This is a genomic window from Rhizobium sp. S96 (genome assembly GCF_030382195.1).
GTDB lineage: Bacteria > Pseudomonadota > Alphaproteobacteria > Rhizobiales > Rhizobiaceae > Rhizobium.
In genome coordinates, this window is record NZ_JAUDRY010000030.1 from 75547 (window position 1) to 90599 (window position 15053).

General features: G+C 60.5%; 14 protein-coding genes. 5 read left to right on the forward strand and 9 right to left on the reverse strand.

Translation table 11 applies throughout. The features are described 5' to 3' along the window. Positions 1 to 23: 23 nt before the first annotated feature. The 6 genes from QTL94_RS22415 to QTL94_RS22440 form a co-directional block, all read right to left on the reverse strand. A complete protein-coding gene (locus tag QTL94_RS22415; RefSeq protein WP_289803146.1) occupies positions 24 to 1532 on the reverse strand; it encodes an aldehyde dehydrogenase family protein in 1509 nt (502 codons plus the stop codon). Beyond that, entirely contained in the window at positions 1532 to 2311 is a 780-nt protein-coding gene (locus QTL94_RS22420) for an enoyl-CoA hydratase/isomerase family protein (RefSeq protein WP_289803147.1), read from the reverse strand. The genes QTL94_RS22415 and QTL94_RS22420 overlap by 1 nt, the downstream gene beginning before the upstream one ends. Continuing rightward, positions 2304 to 3917, reverse strand: a complete 1614-nt coding sequence (locus QTL94_RS22425; RefSeq protein WP_289803148.1) for an acyl CoA:acetate/3-ketoacid CoA transferase — start codon at positions 3915 to 3917, stop codon at positions 2304 to 2306. The genes QTL94_RS22420 and QTL94_RS22425 overlap by 8 nt, the downstream gene beginning before the upstream one ends. A gap of 5 nt (positions 3918 to 3922) precedes the next feature. Then, a complete protein-coding gene (locus QTL94_RS22430) occupies positions 3923 to 4924 on the reverse strand; it encodes a Gfo/Idh/MocA family protein (protein WP_289803149.1) in 1002 nt (333 codons plus the stop codon). Further along, positions 4921 to 5970 (reverse strand): LacI family DNA-binding transcriptional regulator, encoded by a 1050-nt coding sequence (locus tag QTL94_RS22435; RefSeq protein ID WP_289803150.1) that lies wholly within the window; start codon positions 5968 to 5970, stop codon positions 4921 to 4923. Before QTL94_RS22435 ends, QTL94_RS22430 begins: the two co-directional genes overlap by 4 nt. A 345-nt stretch (positions 5971 to 6315) precedes the next feature. Beyond that, positions 6316 to 7260: an aldo/keto reductase gene (locus QTL94_RS22440; protein ID WP_289803151.1), complete on the reverse strand. Its 945-nt coding sequence runs from the start codon at positions 7258 to 7260 to the stop codon at positions 6316 to 6318. Positions 7261 to 7388: 128 nt separating this feature from the next. Between QTL94_RS22440 and QTL94_RS22445 the strand changes: the two genes are divergently transcribed. After that, positions 7389 to 7787: a hypothetical protein gene (locus QTL94_RS22445; protein ID WP_354666070.1), complete on the forward strand. Its 399-nt coding sequence runs from the start codon at positions 7389 to 7391 to the stop codon at positions 7785 to 7787. Between the two features lie 31 nt (positions 7788 to 7818). Here the strand turns inward: QTL94_RS22445 and QTL94_RS22450 are convergent, their stop codons facing one another. Continuing rightward, the gene (locus tag QTL94_RS22450) at positions 7819 to 8661 is read right to left on the reverse strand and encodes a MurR/RpiR family transcriptional regulator (protein WP_289803152.1); all 843 of its coding nucleotides are present in this window, start codon (positions 8659 to 8661) and stop codon (positions 7819 to 7821) included. A gap of 220 nt (positions 8662 to 8881) precedes the next feature. Between QTL94_RS22450 and QTL94_RS22455 the strand changes: the two genes are divergently transcribed. Then, positions 8882 to 10324 carry an MFS transporter gene (locus QTL94_RS22455; protein WP_289803153.1) on the forward strand — a complete coding sequence of 481 codons (1443 nt, stop codon included), beginning with the start codon at positions 8882 to 8884 and terminating at the stop codon, positions 10322 to 10324. Next, positions 10321 to 10971, forward strand: a complete 651-nt coding sequence (locus tag QTL94_RS22460; protein WP_065691827.1) for an aspartate/glutamate racemase family protein — start codon at positions 10321 to 10323, stop codon at positions 10969 to 10971. Before QTL94_RS22455 ends, QTL94_RS22460 begins: the two co-directional genes overlap by 4 nt. Positions 10972 to 11056: 85 nt before the next feature. On the opposite strand, the gene QTL94_RS22465 is transcribed toward QTL94_RS22460, so the two are convergent. Continuing rightward, the gene (locus QTL94_RS22465) at positions 11057 to 11965 is read right to left on the reverse strand and encodes a DUF1003 domain-containing protein (RefSeq protein WP_065691826.1); all 909 of its coding nucleotides are present in this window, start codon (positions 11963 to 11965) and stop codon (positions 11057 to 11059) included. Between the two features lie 223 nt (positions 11966 to 12188). Here QTL94_RS22465 and QTL94_RS22470 point away from each other — a divergent pair, with 223 nt between their 5' ends. Both QTL94_RS22470 and QTL94_RS22475 read left to right on the forward strand, forming a co-directional pair. Beyond that, entirely contained in the window at positions 12189 to 12599 is a 411-nt protein-coding gene (locus tag QTL94_RS22470) for a GFA family protein (RefSeq protein WP_289803154.1), read from the forward strand. A gap of 356 nt (positions 12600 to 12955) precedes the next feature. Next, positions 12956 to 13747: an alpha/beta fold hydrolase gene (locus QTL94_RS22475; protein ID WP_289803155.1), complete on the forward strand. Its 792-nt coding sequence runs from the start codon at positions 12956 to 12958 to the stop codon at positions 13745 to 13747. Positions 13748 to 13891: 144 nt separating this feature from the next. Here QTL94_RS22475 and QTL94_RS22480 read toward each other — a convergent pair whose 3' ends face one another. Further along, positions 13892 to 15049 (reverse strand): M20 aminoacylase family protein, encoded by a 1158-nt coding sequence (locus QTL94_RS22480; RefSeq protein ID WP_289803156.1) that lies wholly within the window; start codon positions 15047 to 15049, stop codon positions 13892 to 13894. Positions 15050 to 15053: the final 4 nt, after the last annotated feature.

Sequence of the window (15053 nt, forward strand, 5' to 3'; positions counted from 1 at the left end):
TCTTGTGGCCGGCCATGCCGGTATTAGCTCTTCGGCATCCACCAGTTCGTGCGAGCGCCGATATGCATGTTGAGCGTCTTCGTCTCGGTGTAGTCCTCCACGGCGTGGCGCCCCAGTTCGCGGCCGAGGCCCGACTGTTTGTATCCGCCGAACGGCAGCTCGGAGGCGCCGTCCATGAAGGTGTTCATCCACACGGTTCCGGCGCGCACCTTGCGGCCGATCGTCAGGCAGGTATCGAAGTCACGGCTCCAGACGCCGGCCGAAAGGCCGTAATCGACGGCGTTGGCGATTTCGATCGCATCTGCGGCGGTTTCGAAGGTCAGCACCGAAAGGACCGGTCCGAAGACCTCTTCGCGCGCGACCGCCATGGTCGGCGTTACCGCTTCGAGGATGGTCGGGGCCATGAACTGGCCCATCCCGAAATCGAGCGCTTCCCCTCCATGGGCGACCTTCGCCCCATTGCCTTTCGCTGCAGAGACGTAGGCGCTGATCTTTTCGAGATGCTGCGGCGTGATGATCGCGCCGACCTGGGTAGTCGGGTCGAGGGGATCGCCGACCTTCACCTCCCTGGCGAGTTCGGCGACGCGCTTGACGACGTCGGAGGCGATGCTCTTGTGAAGGATCAGGCGGGAGCCGGCGTTGCAGCATTCGCCAGCATTGAAGTAGGCGCCGAATACCGCAGCGTCGATGAAGGCATCGAGATCCGCATCGGGAAATACGATCTGCGGGTTCTTGCCGCCGAGTTCGAGCGACACTTTTTTCAGCGTCTGGGCGGCATTGGTCATGGTTAGCTTGCCGACGCCCGTCGAACCCGTGAACGAGACCATGTCGACGTCAGGATGGGTCGTCATGATCGCACCGACTTCCGGCCCAGTCCCGGTGACGATATTGACTGCACCGTCGGGGAGCCCGGCTTCCTGCAGGATTTCGCCCAGAAGAAGCGTCGATCCCGAGGTGAGCTCGGACGGCTTGACGACTGTGGTGCACCCGGCTGCGAGCGCGAACGGCAGCTTCTGTCCGACGATCAGGAAGGGGAAGTTCCAAGGGGTAATGATCGACACGACGCCGATCGCCTCGCGAAGGACAACACCCAGAGTTCCATCGCCGAGCGTGTTGTAGCTCTCGCCGTGCAGATCGCGCGAAAGGGCTGCCGCATAGCGCCAGATGTCGACGGATCCCGCGATTTCACCGCGCACCTGGGAAATCGGCTTACCTGCCTCGATCGCATCGAGATAGGCGAGTTCTTCCGATCGAGCGGCGATAAGATCGGCGGCCTTGAGCAGAACGTTCGCGCGTTCGGAGGCCGTCATCCGAGGCCATGGGCCATGGTCGAAGGCCTTGCGGGCAACGGCGATTGCGCGTTCGGCGTTAGCCTTCGTTCCCATCGGGTAGCGGCTGACAACGACGCCGTGGCTCGGTGCGACGCGTTCGATGGGCTGGGACCCGCCGGCTTCCCATTTGCCATCGATAAACATCTTGAAATCGCGCGCCTTGTGGTCGGCAAGGGCCTTCGGCGTAACCAGAACCGTCATTACCATTCTCCTTTAAACTGTGCGGCACGCTTCTCCGTGAAGGAAGCAACGCCCTCCCTGAGGTCGCCGGTCTTCGCGACGAGGATCGATCCCAGAGCCTCGACGGCCGTGCCGTTGTCCTCGCCATTGGCGCAGGCAATCATGAGCTTGACGACTTCAAGCGCCGCTGGACCACGTGCCGCGATCCGTGCGACATAGTCGTTTGCAGCAGCAAGGGCGTTGCCGGTCGTGGTGACCGCATCGACAATGCCGAGCGCCTGCGCTTCATCCGCGCTGAAGATTTCGCCGCCGAGGGCCATGCGACGAACGACCTGCGCGCCGAAGCGCCTGACCAGCCGCTGGGTGCCGGACCAGCCCGGCACCATGCCGAGCCCGGTTTCCGGAAGCCCGATCTTGATCTGCTGTTCGGCGATGCGAATGTCTGCGACGCCGGCAAGTTCAAGGCCGCCACCAAGCGCATGGCCGTTGAGAGCCGCAATAAGCGGGACCCGAAGCGTGGCGAGGCGCTCGAAAATGCGGTGGCCGTGGCGCACCCACGCATGGCCGAATTCTTCCGGACGCATGCCGCCCCACGCCCTGATATCGCCGCCGGCCGAGAACCCCTTCCCCTCGCCCGTCAGGATGGCTACCCGGATTTGGGCATTGGCTTCCACCTCGTCCGCCGCGTCAGAGAGTGCGCGCAGCATGTCCAGATCGAGTGCGTTCAACTTCTCCGGTCGGGAGACCGTCATCGTTGCAACATGACCGTCGATCTCGACTTTTACGGTGCCGCTAGCCATTGAAGACGCCCTCCAGAACGCGGGCAGCCTTCTTGGGAAGCGAAAGGCCAATGGTCGCCTCGGCAAAGAGGCTTGCGTCCATGGTCTTGAGATTTTCGGACACAATCAGCGGGAATTCGGATTGATCAAGAATGTGTTGCTTGAGGTCGACGCCCGGAGCGATCTCCGTGAGCACGATCCCCTTCGGCGTCAGCTTCATCACACAGCGTTCGGTGACGTAGGTGATGTCCTGTCCTTGCTCCACCGCCCGCTTGCCCGAGAAGGTGACGTGCTCGACCTCGTTGACCAGCTTCTTGAGCTTGCCTTCCTTCTCGATGGCGAGCGTCCCGTTTTCGATGGCAAGCTTTGCGCCGGCGTTGAACATGCCGGAGAAGACGATCTTCTTCGCGCGTGCCGTGATGTCGACGAAACCGCCGGCGCCTGCGGTGACATGCGGGCGGAAGGAAAGCTTCGACACATTGACCGAACCGTCTCGGCCGATCTCGAGGAATGACAGAAGCGAGGCGTCGAAGCCGGCGCCCTGGAAGTAGGTGAACTGATAGGGTGATGGCATGTAGGCGTCGGCATTTGATGCGCAGCCGAACGCGAAGTCGAGCAAAGGCACGCCTCCCACCGCACCCTGCTCGATGACCCACGTCACGGCGCCATGTAGCCCCTCCTCCATCAGAATGCGGGGTACGTTTGCCGAAATGCCGAAACCGAGATTGACGCAGCTGCCGTCCTGCAATTCCTGCGCGACGCGGCGGGCGATGACTTTCTGTATGTTGAATTCAGGTACCCTGAACGTGTCCAGCGGCCGGAATATCTCTCCCGATATCGCGGGGTCGTAGAGGGTCTGGGTGGTCTGCTTCTGGTCGGGATCGACGACGACGTAATCGACAAGCATGCCGGGCACGCGAACATCGTGCGGCTTCAGGGAGCCTTCCTTGGTTATGCGCTTGACCTGGGCGATGATGATGCCGCCGTTGTTGCGGGCCGCAAGCGCCTGATCGAGGCCGCCGAGATAGGCGCCCTCATGTTCGTAGGTCAGGTTGCCGCGCTCGTCGGCGGTGGTGGCGCGAATGATCACGACCTGCGGTATGATCGACGGGAAGAAGAGATAGTCGTCACCCTCGAAACTGACACGCTTGACGACCGGCTCGCCTGCGCCGAGCTCGTTCATCGCGCAGCCCTGCCTGTTCGGGTCGACGAAGGTTTCCATGCCCACTTTCGTGAGAACGCCGGGGCGCTTTGCCGCTGCCTCGCGGTGGATATCGAACATGATGCCGGACGGAATGTTGTAGGCCGGGATCTCGTTGTTGGTGATCATCTGCCAGATCAGGGGCGGCTCGGCGCTGGACGGGCCGGACGGGTAGGAGCCGCCGATGATCTTCGTGAGAAGGCCCTTTTTCGCGATGTAGTCGACGCCCTTGATGCCGCTCATGTCGCCCGCGGCGATTGGATGAAGCGTCGTCAAGTCGCGCGGATGGCCGGTCGTCTCGAAACGTTCGCCGATCGCCTTCAGCATCAGATCAGGGCAGCCGAGGCCGCTCGAAGACGAAACGGAAACGATCGCACCGTCGGGAATGAGAGCTGCGGCCTGCGCCGGGGTGATATGCTTGCTCATGTCGCTTAAAGTCCTGTTTCAACTTTGATCGCCGCACCGCTCGCAACCGCTTTCTTGACCGCAAGCGCGGTGGCAAGCGACCAGATCCCGTCCTCGGCCGTGGCCGATGGCGATCCCTCGTTTATTGCGCTGTGGAAGGCCTTGATGACGCCTTCGTAGAGATTGCCGCCGTCGGTCGGCAGCTGGCGCTCGCCGTCGCCGTTGCGAAGCACGACGGTACCGACGGGGCGCTGGGTCATGACATTTCGGCCGATGAGCGAACCTTCGGTGCCGTGCACTTCCAATCCGGTTTCGACGAACCTGGTGGTGAAGCCATCGTGGAACTGGGCGATGACGCCGTCCTCGAAACGAATGACGCCCATCACGCTGTCTTCCAGACCCTCGCTGCCCATCCCGCCGGATTGCGCGATGGCTACGACCTCGGTCGGATTGCGGCCGAGCACGTAGCGCAAAGCGTCAACGTCATGCACGGTCAGGTCGAGGATCGCCCCTCCGCCTGCCGCAGGCTTGTCGAGCCGCCACCCCTGTAGGTGCGTCGGCAGATAGCCGGCATGAAAGACCCGTGCTGAAAGCGGGCGTCCGATCTTGCCCGCCGCGATGGCATCGCGGATCGCCGTGTGGGTGGCAGCGTTGCGCAGATGGTGGTTGGTCGCGAGAACAACGCCGGCGCGTGCGGCTGCGTCGCGCATCGCTCTCGCATCCTCGACGGTGAGTGCGAGCGGCTTTTCGCACAATATGTGCTTGCCGGCACGGGCGGCGGCGACCGTCTGGCCATGATGAAGGTCATTGGTCGTGGAGATGTATACGGCGTCGATGTCGGCGTCCGACAGTATGTCGTCGATGTCGGTCGTAAAGCTTGCGATGCCGTTGTCGGAAGCGTAGTTGCGCGCCCGCTCGGCGTTTGAGCTCATGACAGACGAGACCGTGCCGCCTGCAGCGCGGATCGCGTCAATGACCCATTCGTGTGCGATCGTGCTTGCACCGATCAATCCCCAACGGACGGTCATGCCTGCTCCCTCCCAACAGGGGTGCTGCTGCTTGCGCCGCAACTGTCCCGGACCACGAGCCGTACCGAGGAGACGATCGTCTCCGCTTCGGCCTTGCCGGCGCTTATCTGCTTCAGAAGGAGTTGCGCCGCCCGCCGCCCCATCCCCTGCGGATCCACCGAGATTGTCGTGAGAGCAGGAACGGCCGTCCTCGCCTCAATCACGTCGTCGAAGCCGACGATCGAAAAGTCCCTGCCCGGTTCGATGCCCTTCGCCCGAAGGCCGTCGCATACGCCGAACGCAACCGCGTCATTGAAGCATACGGCGGCGGTCGGCTTGTTGCCGATCGACAGCGCCCGCCCAATCGCCTCGGCACCGCCTGCCCTCGATGGCGCGGCGTCGACGATCAGATCATCGTCCTCTTCGACCCGGCACGCAGCCACTGCGGCGCGATAACCCTCCAGGCGCTCGTTGAAGACGGCGGTATCGCGGAACCCCCCAAGGAACGCGATCCTGCGATGGCCGAGCGATACCAGATGCTGGACGGCTGCAAAGACACCCTCGCGATTGTCCGATGCGATCGACGAGACTTTTGCGCCTGGTACGTTGCGAACCGCAACGACGACGGGGATGCCCGAGGCAACGATCGGTTTCAGGTCCGATGCTTCGGTGCCGCGCGCCGGTGAGAGGATGAGGCCGGAAATGCCGTGCTCGCGCATCGAGGCGATGACTTCGCGCTGGCGGTCCGGGCTTTCGCTTGTGTTGGAGAGGAACTGCACGAAGCCGGCCGACTGGACGACCATATCGACGCCGACGGCCAGTTCGGCAAAGAAGCCGTTGGTCAAATCATTGACGACGACGCCGATGATTTTCGATTTCGAGCCGGACTGCCTGAGGTTGGCGGCGCCGCGATTGTAGACGTAGCCAAGCTCGCGCATCACCGCGTTGACTTTCGTCCTCGTCGCCTCGTTGACCAGGGAAGAGCCCTGCAGGACCAGCGAGACCGTCGACTTCGACACCCCCGCAGCCTTCGCAATATCGATGACGGTAACCCGCCCTTTTGTCATCAGATCCTCCCATGGCCTTGGCCATTGCGCATCTTAATAATTGGAACGTTCCAAATTTGCAATGGAGATTCTTGTATGGAAGCCTATGTGGACGGAACTAAAATAGGTAAATGCCTGACAATAAATGTTAAAATCTTCACGCAGAAAATTCTGGCCTAGCCACTTCCGTCCAATTTTATTTGGAACGGTTTAAATTTGTGATGCGCCGATCGGGTTCCTGCGGCCGCGTGCGACCGACGGCCTTCGGTGTTTAACTCGGCGCTTTCCAGATGTTTTGTCCGCAGGGAAGCATCGCGATATGCGATCGGTGCCAAGGCAAACCATTGGCAGGTAAGCGATCGGTGGTCAGTTGGCTGCTGACGAGGTGAATTGACCCCACACGCTCTCGGAGATGTGGTCGGCAAGGCCAGCGGCGGCCGCGGTGATGCGCTGCGTTCGCGTCGATCCGAAGATGGCCGAAACGACCAGGGGGTCTCTCAGCGGGAATTGTACGGCCGCGGTCGCGATGTCTACTCCCGCGTCGCTTGCGATCCGGCGAGCGAGCGCGGCGTAGGACATGGTGTCTTCGGTTTCCGTGTCGTCTTGCGAGAGGATGCCGCCGTTGAAGAGGCTTCCGACGATGAGTGGCGTTCCCGATCGTCTGCACATTCCAAGCACGCGCGTCCCCGCCGTTCTGTCGAGCAGCGTGTAGCGGCCATTCAGCAGTAGGCAGTCGAGCTTGACGCGATGCATCACGTCGATGCATGCACCGACATCGCTGACGCCCAGCCCGAACGCGGCAATATCGCCGGCGGAACGCAACTCCTCGAGAGCTCGCATGCCGCTGTCGAGAAACTTCGGGAAGTGCTGGCGGTAATTCGCAAAGCCCAGCGTGGCTGGTTCGAGATCGTCCACGAACAACAGGTGGACCTTGGCGAGACCGAGCCGTGCCAGGCTAAACTCGTATGAGCGCATGATGCCGTCATAGCTATAGTCGAATTCGACTTCGAACGGCATCACGCCCGAAGGAGCCGACAGGGACGGGCGAAGCAGCTTCCCCACCTTGGTCGACAGGACATAGTCCTCAGATGAATGTCCTCGAAGAAAATCGCCAAGCAGACGTTCCGCAAAACCAGCGCCATAGGCCGGCGCGGTGTCGAAATAACGGATCCCGACCTCCCAGGCAGCGGACACCGCGGCCTCCGCTTCCGGTCGCGTTATGGGGCGATACATGCCGCCGATTGCCGCGCAGCCGTAGCCGAGTTCCGTGAGGTCCAGCGAGATGCTGCCCAGTCTGCGTCTGGCGATCAATGTTGTTTCCTCTTCCCGCGTCGAGGTCCTCGAGATAGCAGAATGATCTGCTGGTCCTCCAGAGCAATCAGGATTGAGATGAGTTTAAATTTCAATCCGTGCATCTGCATGGGGCAATCGCTTTCTTCATGGAAGCATTGAAGCGGCCGGTAACGATCGTCGCGGCGAGTGCTGGAACGCCACGCGCCGCCGAAGGGCTTCGCGCTGGCGCCCGCCCTGATCGCCTGATTCTGACGTCTGGTTTTCTCAGCAGGAAATCAGGCTCCGGCTTGAGCGTTGCGAGTATCCTGGGGTCACCGGCGGCGCTGCCGCCAACGCTGGTCATCCATCATCGCCAGGATGCCTGCCGGTTCACCAGCCCCGCAGGGGTCGCGCCCTTTATCGCCTGGTCAAAGGGTCGCGCTACGGTCGAGTGGTTGAGTGGCGGGACGGAGAATGACAAGCCCTGCCGCTTTGATGCGCACCACGGTTTTGCAGGGCAGGACGCGGAATTGGTGGCGCACATTGTCGACTTCGCCAGCCCCTGACGATAGCTGGTTCCGGTGCTTGGAGGAGAGGTTAGAGTTCTTCCAGCAGATCGCCGACGGCTTCGATACCACGCAGGCGCTTTCGACCGGCCGTGCTGCTCTTTTCAATGGCTCTTGTCACGAGCAGGTGGCATAGCGCCATGACGGCGACGTGATTGAAGAGCGGGCCCGGTGCCAGGGTCTGGCATCGGAGGTGCCATGTCGCGGTCGAGCGAGGCGAGACGCCTTCGTCGGTAATGTAGAGAAGCTTGGCGCCGCTCTTTTCGATCATTGCCAGAATGGCATCCATCTTGGCGATGCGGCGGCGCAAGCCGAACACGATGAAGACGTCGTCCGGTGTGACGCTGATCAGGTACTCGCCCAGGGTTTCCCCGCCGCCGGGTAGCGACACGATGTTTTCGATCACCTGGGTCATCTGCCAACGCAGGTAGTCCGCGAAGGCGTGGCTGCTACGAAAGCCAAGAACCCACGTTTTGCGGGCAGTCAAAATGGCATCCACGGCGGAATTGATTTGCCCATCCGTGATGGCCAGGAATGTGCCCTCTATATTTTCCATGCTTTGAGCGACGTGGGCCTGCAGCGACTGGATGCCTGCACTGTCGGCTGCCTTGGACAGAAAAAGTCGGGAGCCGGTCTGCGTCTCGGCGCGGGCGTGGCGGCGCGCTTCCTCGTAGTTCTCATATCCCAGCCGCTTGACGAAGCGCGAAACGGTCGCATTCGAAACCTGGGCCAGTGTTGCCAACTCGGACGCGGAATAGGCGGCAAGCTCTCCCGGAAAGTCGCACACGAACTCCCCGAGCCGGCGCTCGGCCGGATGAAGCGAGTCGAGAGCCTCGCGTGCGCGAGCCAGAAATGAAGGAGCATCTGCGTTCACGACATGCCTCATGAAAATGCATTTTCACAAAAATAGGACAAAACGATCGGATCTCGCAAGCGCCTTCAGCGCCTGAACTTCAGCCGAATGGCGCTTATTTGTGCATTGTGATAATTGCTGATTTTTTAGCAGAAAATCGTTGGACGAAGGGAAGATTTTATGTTTTCGTTTAATTCAGCATGAAAATCGATTTTCACAATAACAATAAGGTGGAACTCAAATGGCAGCGGAAACCATAGTGCAGGCGGGCAATTCGTCGCCTGCCGTCAAGGAACTGGAAGGTGCTCTCAGCCGTATCGGCTTGACCACGGCTCACAAGCAAATCATCGCGCTTATTCTTGTCGGATGCCTGTTTGACAGCTTCGAGCAGAACACCATTGGCGTCATCGGGCCAATGCTGAAAAGCCAATGGTCCCTGACGGGAACCGATATCGGCTTCCTCAACACCATCACCTTTGCCAGTGCGGCGTTGGGGCGGCTAATGTCCGGGATCATCGGCGACCGCTACGGTCGGCGTGTGATGCTTGCAATCAACCTTCTGCTTTTCACCATAGGCTCGGCTGCCTGCGCAATCGCACCCAGCTTCACCTTCCTTTGCTTTGCCCGCGCAATCGTCGGCTTTGGTGTTGGCGGTGAAATATCGACGGCGGTCACGATGCTTGCGGAGTTCTGCTCCCCGAAGTTCCGCGGGATGGCGGCCGGCATGGTCAATGTCGCAGCCGGCGGCTTCGGAAATTTCCTCGCTCCGGCATTCGGCTTGCTGGTCTTCACCATCTTTCCGGGCAATGACGGCTGGCGCTGGCTATTTGCATCCCTCGCGCTTCCGGCACTGCTCGTCGTCTTCTATCGGCGACTTGTTCCGGAAACGCCGCGTTTCCTCCTCTCGCAGAACCGGATCAAGGAAGCCAACGGCGTCTTGTCGCGCCTTGCGAGTGGTTCACTCGCCAATCGCGATGTTGCCGTGACCGCCTACCTCACGGAGACAGGGACGACCTCTCCTGCTCCGAAAAGCGCCTGGCGCGACCTCTTCAAGATGCCCTATCTCGGCCGCACGATCTCGGTCGCGATCGCCATCCTCATGAGCTATGGTGCGCAGCTCTCGGTCCTCACGCTGATGCCAAGCATCTTCGTGTCCATGGGCTATACCTATTCCGGCAGTCTTCTCTATTCGATGATCATCCAGAGCGGCAGCGTTCTCGGTGCGATTGCTGCGTCCTGCTTCGGATACTATTTCCCCCGCAAGAAGGTACTGACCTTGGGTGCGATCCTGGCCTGCCTTGCCGCGCTTTCCATCGTCTATCTGGGCGTCAACATCTACCTCGTGCTTCTCTTCGGCGCGGTGTTCCAGTTCTTCGTCCTGCTCCTCAACACCTCGATCTGGGTTTACGCACCGGAGCTTTATCCGACCCGCATCCGTGGCTTCGGTGTCGCCTTCATCCTGGCGACGGGATCGGCTGCGGGCTCGATCTTCCCGACGATCGCTGGTTCCTTGTTCGATAGCCATGGTCTGGTCGGCGTCTTCGTCCTTGCCGCGGTCATGTATGCTATCTTCGCCTTCTGCATCCAGCTTGGTCCAGAAACTTACGGCAAATCCATGGAGGACGTCACCAAGCCCGCCGAAGGGGACAATGCGCCTCTCGACGTGGCTCCGGCTAACGCATGATGAAACATATTCTGCTTATCAATCCGAACAGTTCGCAGGCGACAACGAGCATGATGCTTGCCATCGCCGAGACTGCAGCGGAGGGACGCGTCGCCGTGGTGGGAGCCACGGCGACGCGCAGCCCTTCGATGATCGTCATGCCGGCAGAGCTCGAGGCCTCTGCGGCCGAAGTGGTCGAGATCGGCCAAGCCCACGCCCCCGATTGCGTGGGCATAATCGTCAGTGCCTTCGGCGATCCAGGAGCGGTAGAACTGCGCCGGCGCGTGTCGGTTCCGGTCGTTGGAATCTGCGAGGCGTCGATGCTTGAGGCTGCTGCCGGCGGCCGGCGGTTCGGGGTCGCAACAACGACGCCCGACCTGCTCGATGCCATCGATCAGCACGCCTATCGGTTGGGCCTGGATGCGCAGTATTGTGGCATACGCTGTACCGCCGACGACCCGCGAACGCTTGTCGGTGATCCCCGTGCGCTCCATGACAACCTCGCAATAGAGGTGCAGAAATCCTTTGAGGAGGATCGAGCCCAGGCCGTCATCATTGGAGGCGGGCCGCTGGGACATGCCGCGGAAGTCTTGAAGGCGACGTTCGAGCATCCCGTATTGTCGCCGATCGCATGTGCCGTCCGGTATCTGCAAAATCGGGCAGCCTGATTGGCATGTTTCGACAACGGGCTTGCGAGTGGTCGTGGATGACCTGCGTGGTGTCCAGCTAGGCCGCTCGCCCCCGGGCGATGCCCTATTCGTCGCTGTCGTGCGTCTTGGGTGTTGTGCTGAACAGGTTCTTCAGAGCATTGGTCTTGGTCTTCTGCGCCTTGCTCATCTTCAGCGCCCGGTTCGCCGCCTTGGCCTGTTCCAGCATCATTTCGATCTGGATCTGCTGGATTTCGGTCAGTCGCTCCCACTGCCGGTTCAACAGGTGATCGACCTTTTCGTGCAGGTGGCGGATTTCCAGCTCGGCCTTGAGATTGACCTTGTAGTCGTTGAGCGCGCGCAACCGATCCTTCGATTCCTGGCGGCGCTGGCTCATCATGATGATGGGCGCCTGCAGCGCCGCAATCGTCGACAGGATCAGGTTGAGTAGGATGAAGGGATAGACGTCGAAGGCGCTTTTTTCGCCAAGCGCCAGATTGATCCCCATCCAGACGGCAAGGAACAGGCAGAAGGATATGATGAAGGTCCAGCTTCCGCCGAAGGTTGCGACCACATCGGCGACACGGTCGCCGAGCGAGCGGTGTTCCTCGTAGTCCTCCTCGATGTTCTCGGCGAGCGTGTCATGGCTCTTCAGGCTCTCGACGACTTCGTCTTCGAGGTTGGAAAGCTCGCCGCGTTCGTCGCGCAGGAGCTCGGCAATGTATTGGCCGCGATAGTCATCGACCACCTTGCGGCTGATGTAGTCGTCCGAGCGAAGACCGGGATGTTTCTGTCGCACGAAATCCGCGAGCGCGGGGCGCATATCGTCAAAATGGATGGCGTCTTTCTTCTTCAGCACCGCTCCCGTGATCGCGTCCACCAGCTTGACCGACTTTGCCTTCGCCTGGGCAAGGCTCTTGCTGTAGTCGTCCATCTCGACGGTTGCTGCCTCGCCGTGCCCGGCGTCGAAGTCCACGATTTCTCCCGCGAAATCCAGGGGCTTCTCTTCTGCCATCTGCCGATCCTCGTTGCCGATTTTTCGCCCGTCTAGCCGTCAATTCGAACAGGATTGTGACATTCATCTCCCCGCAAAATTAGGGGAGTATTGCTCCCGTTGCCGAGGCTCCGAAAGACCCTCGGCAGCGTGTCTTGTCGAACGAGGAAGGTCGAGCGATCGAAGATTGCCGCCAGCGTCCGGCTTGGTTAGTTATTGCGGAAAACAGTACGGTGGATTGATAATGAGCGACGAGAGACAACAACATGATGCAGCTTGCCACTGTGGTTCCGTAAGGTTCCGAGTTCGGCTGACCGATGAATTCAACACGATACGCCGTTGTTCATGCTCTTACTGCCGGATGCGGGGTGCAATCGCCGTCTCTGCTCAGCTCTCCGACATCGAATTTGTCCAAGGTGAAGACAAGCTGACGCTTTATCAGTTTCACACTGGCACCGCTAAGCATTATTTCTGCGGCACCTGCGGCATCTATACTCACCATCAGCGCCGCTCGAATCCGAGCCAGTTCGGTGTCAATGTCGCCTGCATCGCGGGCGTCTTTCACGAAGTCCAAGTGATGGATGGAATTTCCCATCCCTCGGATTCCGCAGCCGGCCCACGGGTGGCGGGAGTGCTGCGCTTCGAGCCGATCTAATGCTCGGCTTGGCCCGGGACACGGACAGATCACGTCCATGGGGCGATATCGGGCCGTGTTCCGGATCCAGCGCCCGTATGGGTCGCAGTACACGTTAGTGGATTCTAAATCGAGGATGACTAATATGGCCGCATGCGCGGTTTGCTTTTCGTTGTCGGTCTGTTGGCTGGCCTCTCTGTGATCGATCAGATTGCATGCAGGGGGCAATATAGTCATGCCGCCTGGTTGGAAACGCGCGAGCAGGCTAACGACTTCAGGCATCGGGTGGCATATTGGGTTGACGGCATCATGCCGCTCTAGGCGCCCCGGCGGCGGCGGCGGTAGATGTCAAACCCAGCCGCCGATTGGAACCCCGAATGACACAGGTGCTTGAGGTCGAGCATTGGATCCAATGCTTACAGGGCCGGCTCTACTCCAAGCAATGGACACCGACCGACCTCGCGTCCGAGCAGACCATCTTGTTGTTTCACGACTCTCTGGGATGTGTCGCTCTTTGGAGAGACTTTCCGAAGCAACTGGCCATCGCGACTGGCCGGAGGGTTTTGGCCTACGACCGATTGGGCTTTGGTCGCTCCGCAGCGCGAACCGACTCTCTCAAAGAGGGTTTCGTGCGCGAAGAAGCGGTGAGTTTCATTCCGATCCTGCTGAAGGAACTGTCGATCGGCGACTTCGTCGCCTGCGGTCATAGCGTTGGCGGCGGAATGGCTGTGGAGACCGGCTATGCTTTTCCCGAGACGTGCAAGGCGGTGGTTACCATAGCCGCTCAAGCCTTCGTCGAAGATCGGACGATCGAGGGAATCAAGAAAGCGCAAGCCGAGTTTTCCTCCACGGAAAGCTTCCGCCGTCTCGCGAAATACCATGGTGAAAAGACAGGCTGGGTTCTGCAAGCCTGGATCGATACGTGGCTCGCTCCCGATTTCGCCGGCTGGAGCCTCGACGCCGCGTTGGATGCTCTCAAATGTCCTGTGCTCGCGATCCATGGCGAACTTGACCAATACGGCTCAGCCGCCCACCCCGAGCGGATCGCAGGTCGTCATGGGATCTCCAAGATCCTCAGAGGGGTTGGGCACAACCCGCACCGGGAATCTGCAGAACTGCTTGGCAGCATCATTCGCGAGTGGGTTGCGCCCGGACTCAGCGAGCGTTAGCGGCGTAGACGCAATCCCGTTGCTCCCGACGAGTGCCTGCCCAAAGTAAGCTAACACGTCGTCCGATATGGGTTTACTGCTTGAGGCGTTAGGTATCAGCGCGATACCCGAGCGGGCCAAAACGTCTCCTGCCGATGCCTGCGACTAGCTGTGCGTAAGACGTCGACGCGCAATGCCGGCGTGGAAGCGCATGCCATGGACGAGGCCTTCATCGTTGAAGTCGTAGGTCGGATTGTGAAGCGGCGCTGAGTCCTTGCCGTTTCCGAGGAAGACGAAACATCCCGGAACCCGACTGAGAAACCGGGCGAAATCCTCGGATCCCGTCATGGGCTTGTCGGTGACCCGAACGTTTGCGTCTCCGAGAAGTTCTGCCGCAACGGTCATGGCCTCGTCGGCGAGGACGGGGTCGTTGAGCAAGGGCACAAACTCCCGTGTGTAGGTGACGTCTGCTTCGACATTGTAGGCGAGCGCAGTGCCTTGTGCGATCACACGCATCTGCTTTTCGATGCGCTCGCTGATATCGCTCTTAAAGCTGCGGGCGTCACCCAGGATCCTTGCAGTGCCGGGCAGCGCGTTTCTGGTACCATCGGTGATAAGCTCTGTCACCGAGACGACGCCGATATCGGCAGGATCTATGCGTCGTGCGACAATCGTCTGGAGGTTCGTGACCAGGGCGCACGCCGCGACCAGAACCTCGTTGCCCCAATGCGGACGGGCCGAATGGCCGCCGACGCCTGTAAGGGTGATCTCGAAATTGTCCTCTGCGGACATGAAGGCGCCTGCCTTGGTTTCGAAATGTCCAATTGGGAGGCCCGGCATATTGTGGATGCCGTAGACTTCATCGAAGGGAAACCGTTCGAAAAGGCCATCAGACATCATGGCGAGCGCGCCCCTGCCCCATTCCTCCGCTGGCTGGAACACAAACCGGACAGTGCCATCAAAACCACCTTCCTCGGCCAGCAGCTTTGCCGCGCCCAGGAGCATCGCGGTATGACCATCGTGGCCACAGGCATGCATGACGCCGGCGTTCTGGGACTTGTATTGCGAGACGCCTTGTTCTGTGATCCGCAGCGCGTCCATGTCGGCACGAAGCGCAATGGCGCGGTTTCCCGTGCCGCGCTTGAGCGTGCCCACGACCCCTGTGCCGCCAACGCCTTCAGCGACCTCGTCCAGACCGAATTCCCTGAGCTTGGCCGCAACGAACGCTGACGTCGCCTGTTCCCCGAAGCCGAACTCCGGATTGGCATGCAGGTGCCGGCGCCACTCGGTCATTTCTGCGTGAAGCTTCTGGATGTCAGTCATCGGT

Bases quoted from the DNA above. Each gene is read 5' to 3' on its own strand.
- QTL94_RS22445 (WP_354666070.1), top strand. From the start codon at position 7,389: ATGGAAGCATTGAAGCGGCCGGTAACGATCGTCGCGGCGAGTGCTGGA.
- QTL94_RS22415 (WP_289803146.1), bottom strand. From the start codon at position 1,532: ATGACGGTTCTGGTTACGCCGAAGGCCCTTGCCGACCACAAGGCGCGC.
- QTL94_RS22435 (WP_289803150.1), bottom strand. From the start codon at position 5,970: ATGACAAAAGGGCGGGTTACCGTCATCGATATTGCGAAGGCTGCGGGG.
- QTL94_RS22420 (WP_289803147.1), bottom strand. From the start codon at position 2,311: ATGGCTAGCGGCACCGTAAAAGTCGAGATCGACGGTCATGTTGCAACG.
- QTL94_RS22455 (WP_289803153.1), top strand. From the start codon at position 8,882: ATGGCAGCGGAAACCATAGTGCAGGCGGGCAATTCGTCGCCTGCCGTC.
- QTL94_RS22430 (WP_289803149.1), bottom strand. From the start codon at position 4,924: ATGACCGTCCGTTGGGGATTGATCGGTGCAAGCACGATCGCACACGAA.
- QTL94_RS22425 (WP_289803148.1), bottom strand. From the start codon at position 3,917: ATGAGCAAGCATATCACCCCGGCGCAGGCCGCAGCTCTCATTCCCGAC.
- QTL94_RS22470 (WP_289803154.1), top strand. From the start codon at position 12,189: ATGAGCGACGAGAGACAACAACATGATGCAGCTTGCCACTGTGGTTCC.
- QTL94_RS22465 (WP_065691826.1), bottom strand. From the start codon at position 11,965: ATGGCAGAAGAGAAGCCCCTGGATTTCGCGGGAGAAATCGTGGACTTC.
- QTL94_RS22475 (WP_289803155.1), top strand. From the start codon at position 12,956: ATGACACAGGTGCTTGAGGTCGAGCATTGGATCCAATGCTTACAGGGC.
- QTL94_RS22480 (WP_289803156.1), bottom strand. From the start codon at position 15,049: ATGACTGACATCCAGAAGCTTCACGCAGAAATGACCGAGTGGCGCCGG.
- QTL94_RS22460 (WP_065691827.1), top strand. From the start codon at position 10,321: ATGATGAAACATATTCTGCTTATCAATCCGAACAGTTCGCAGGCGACA.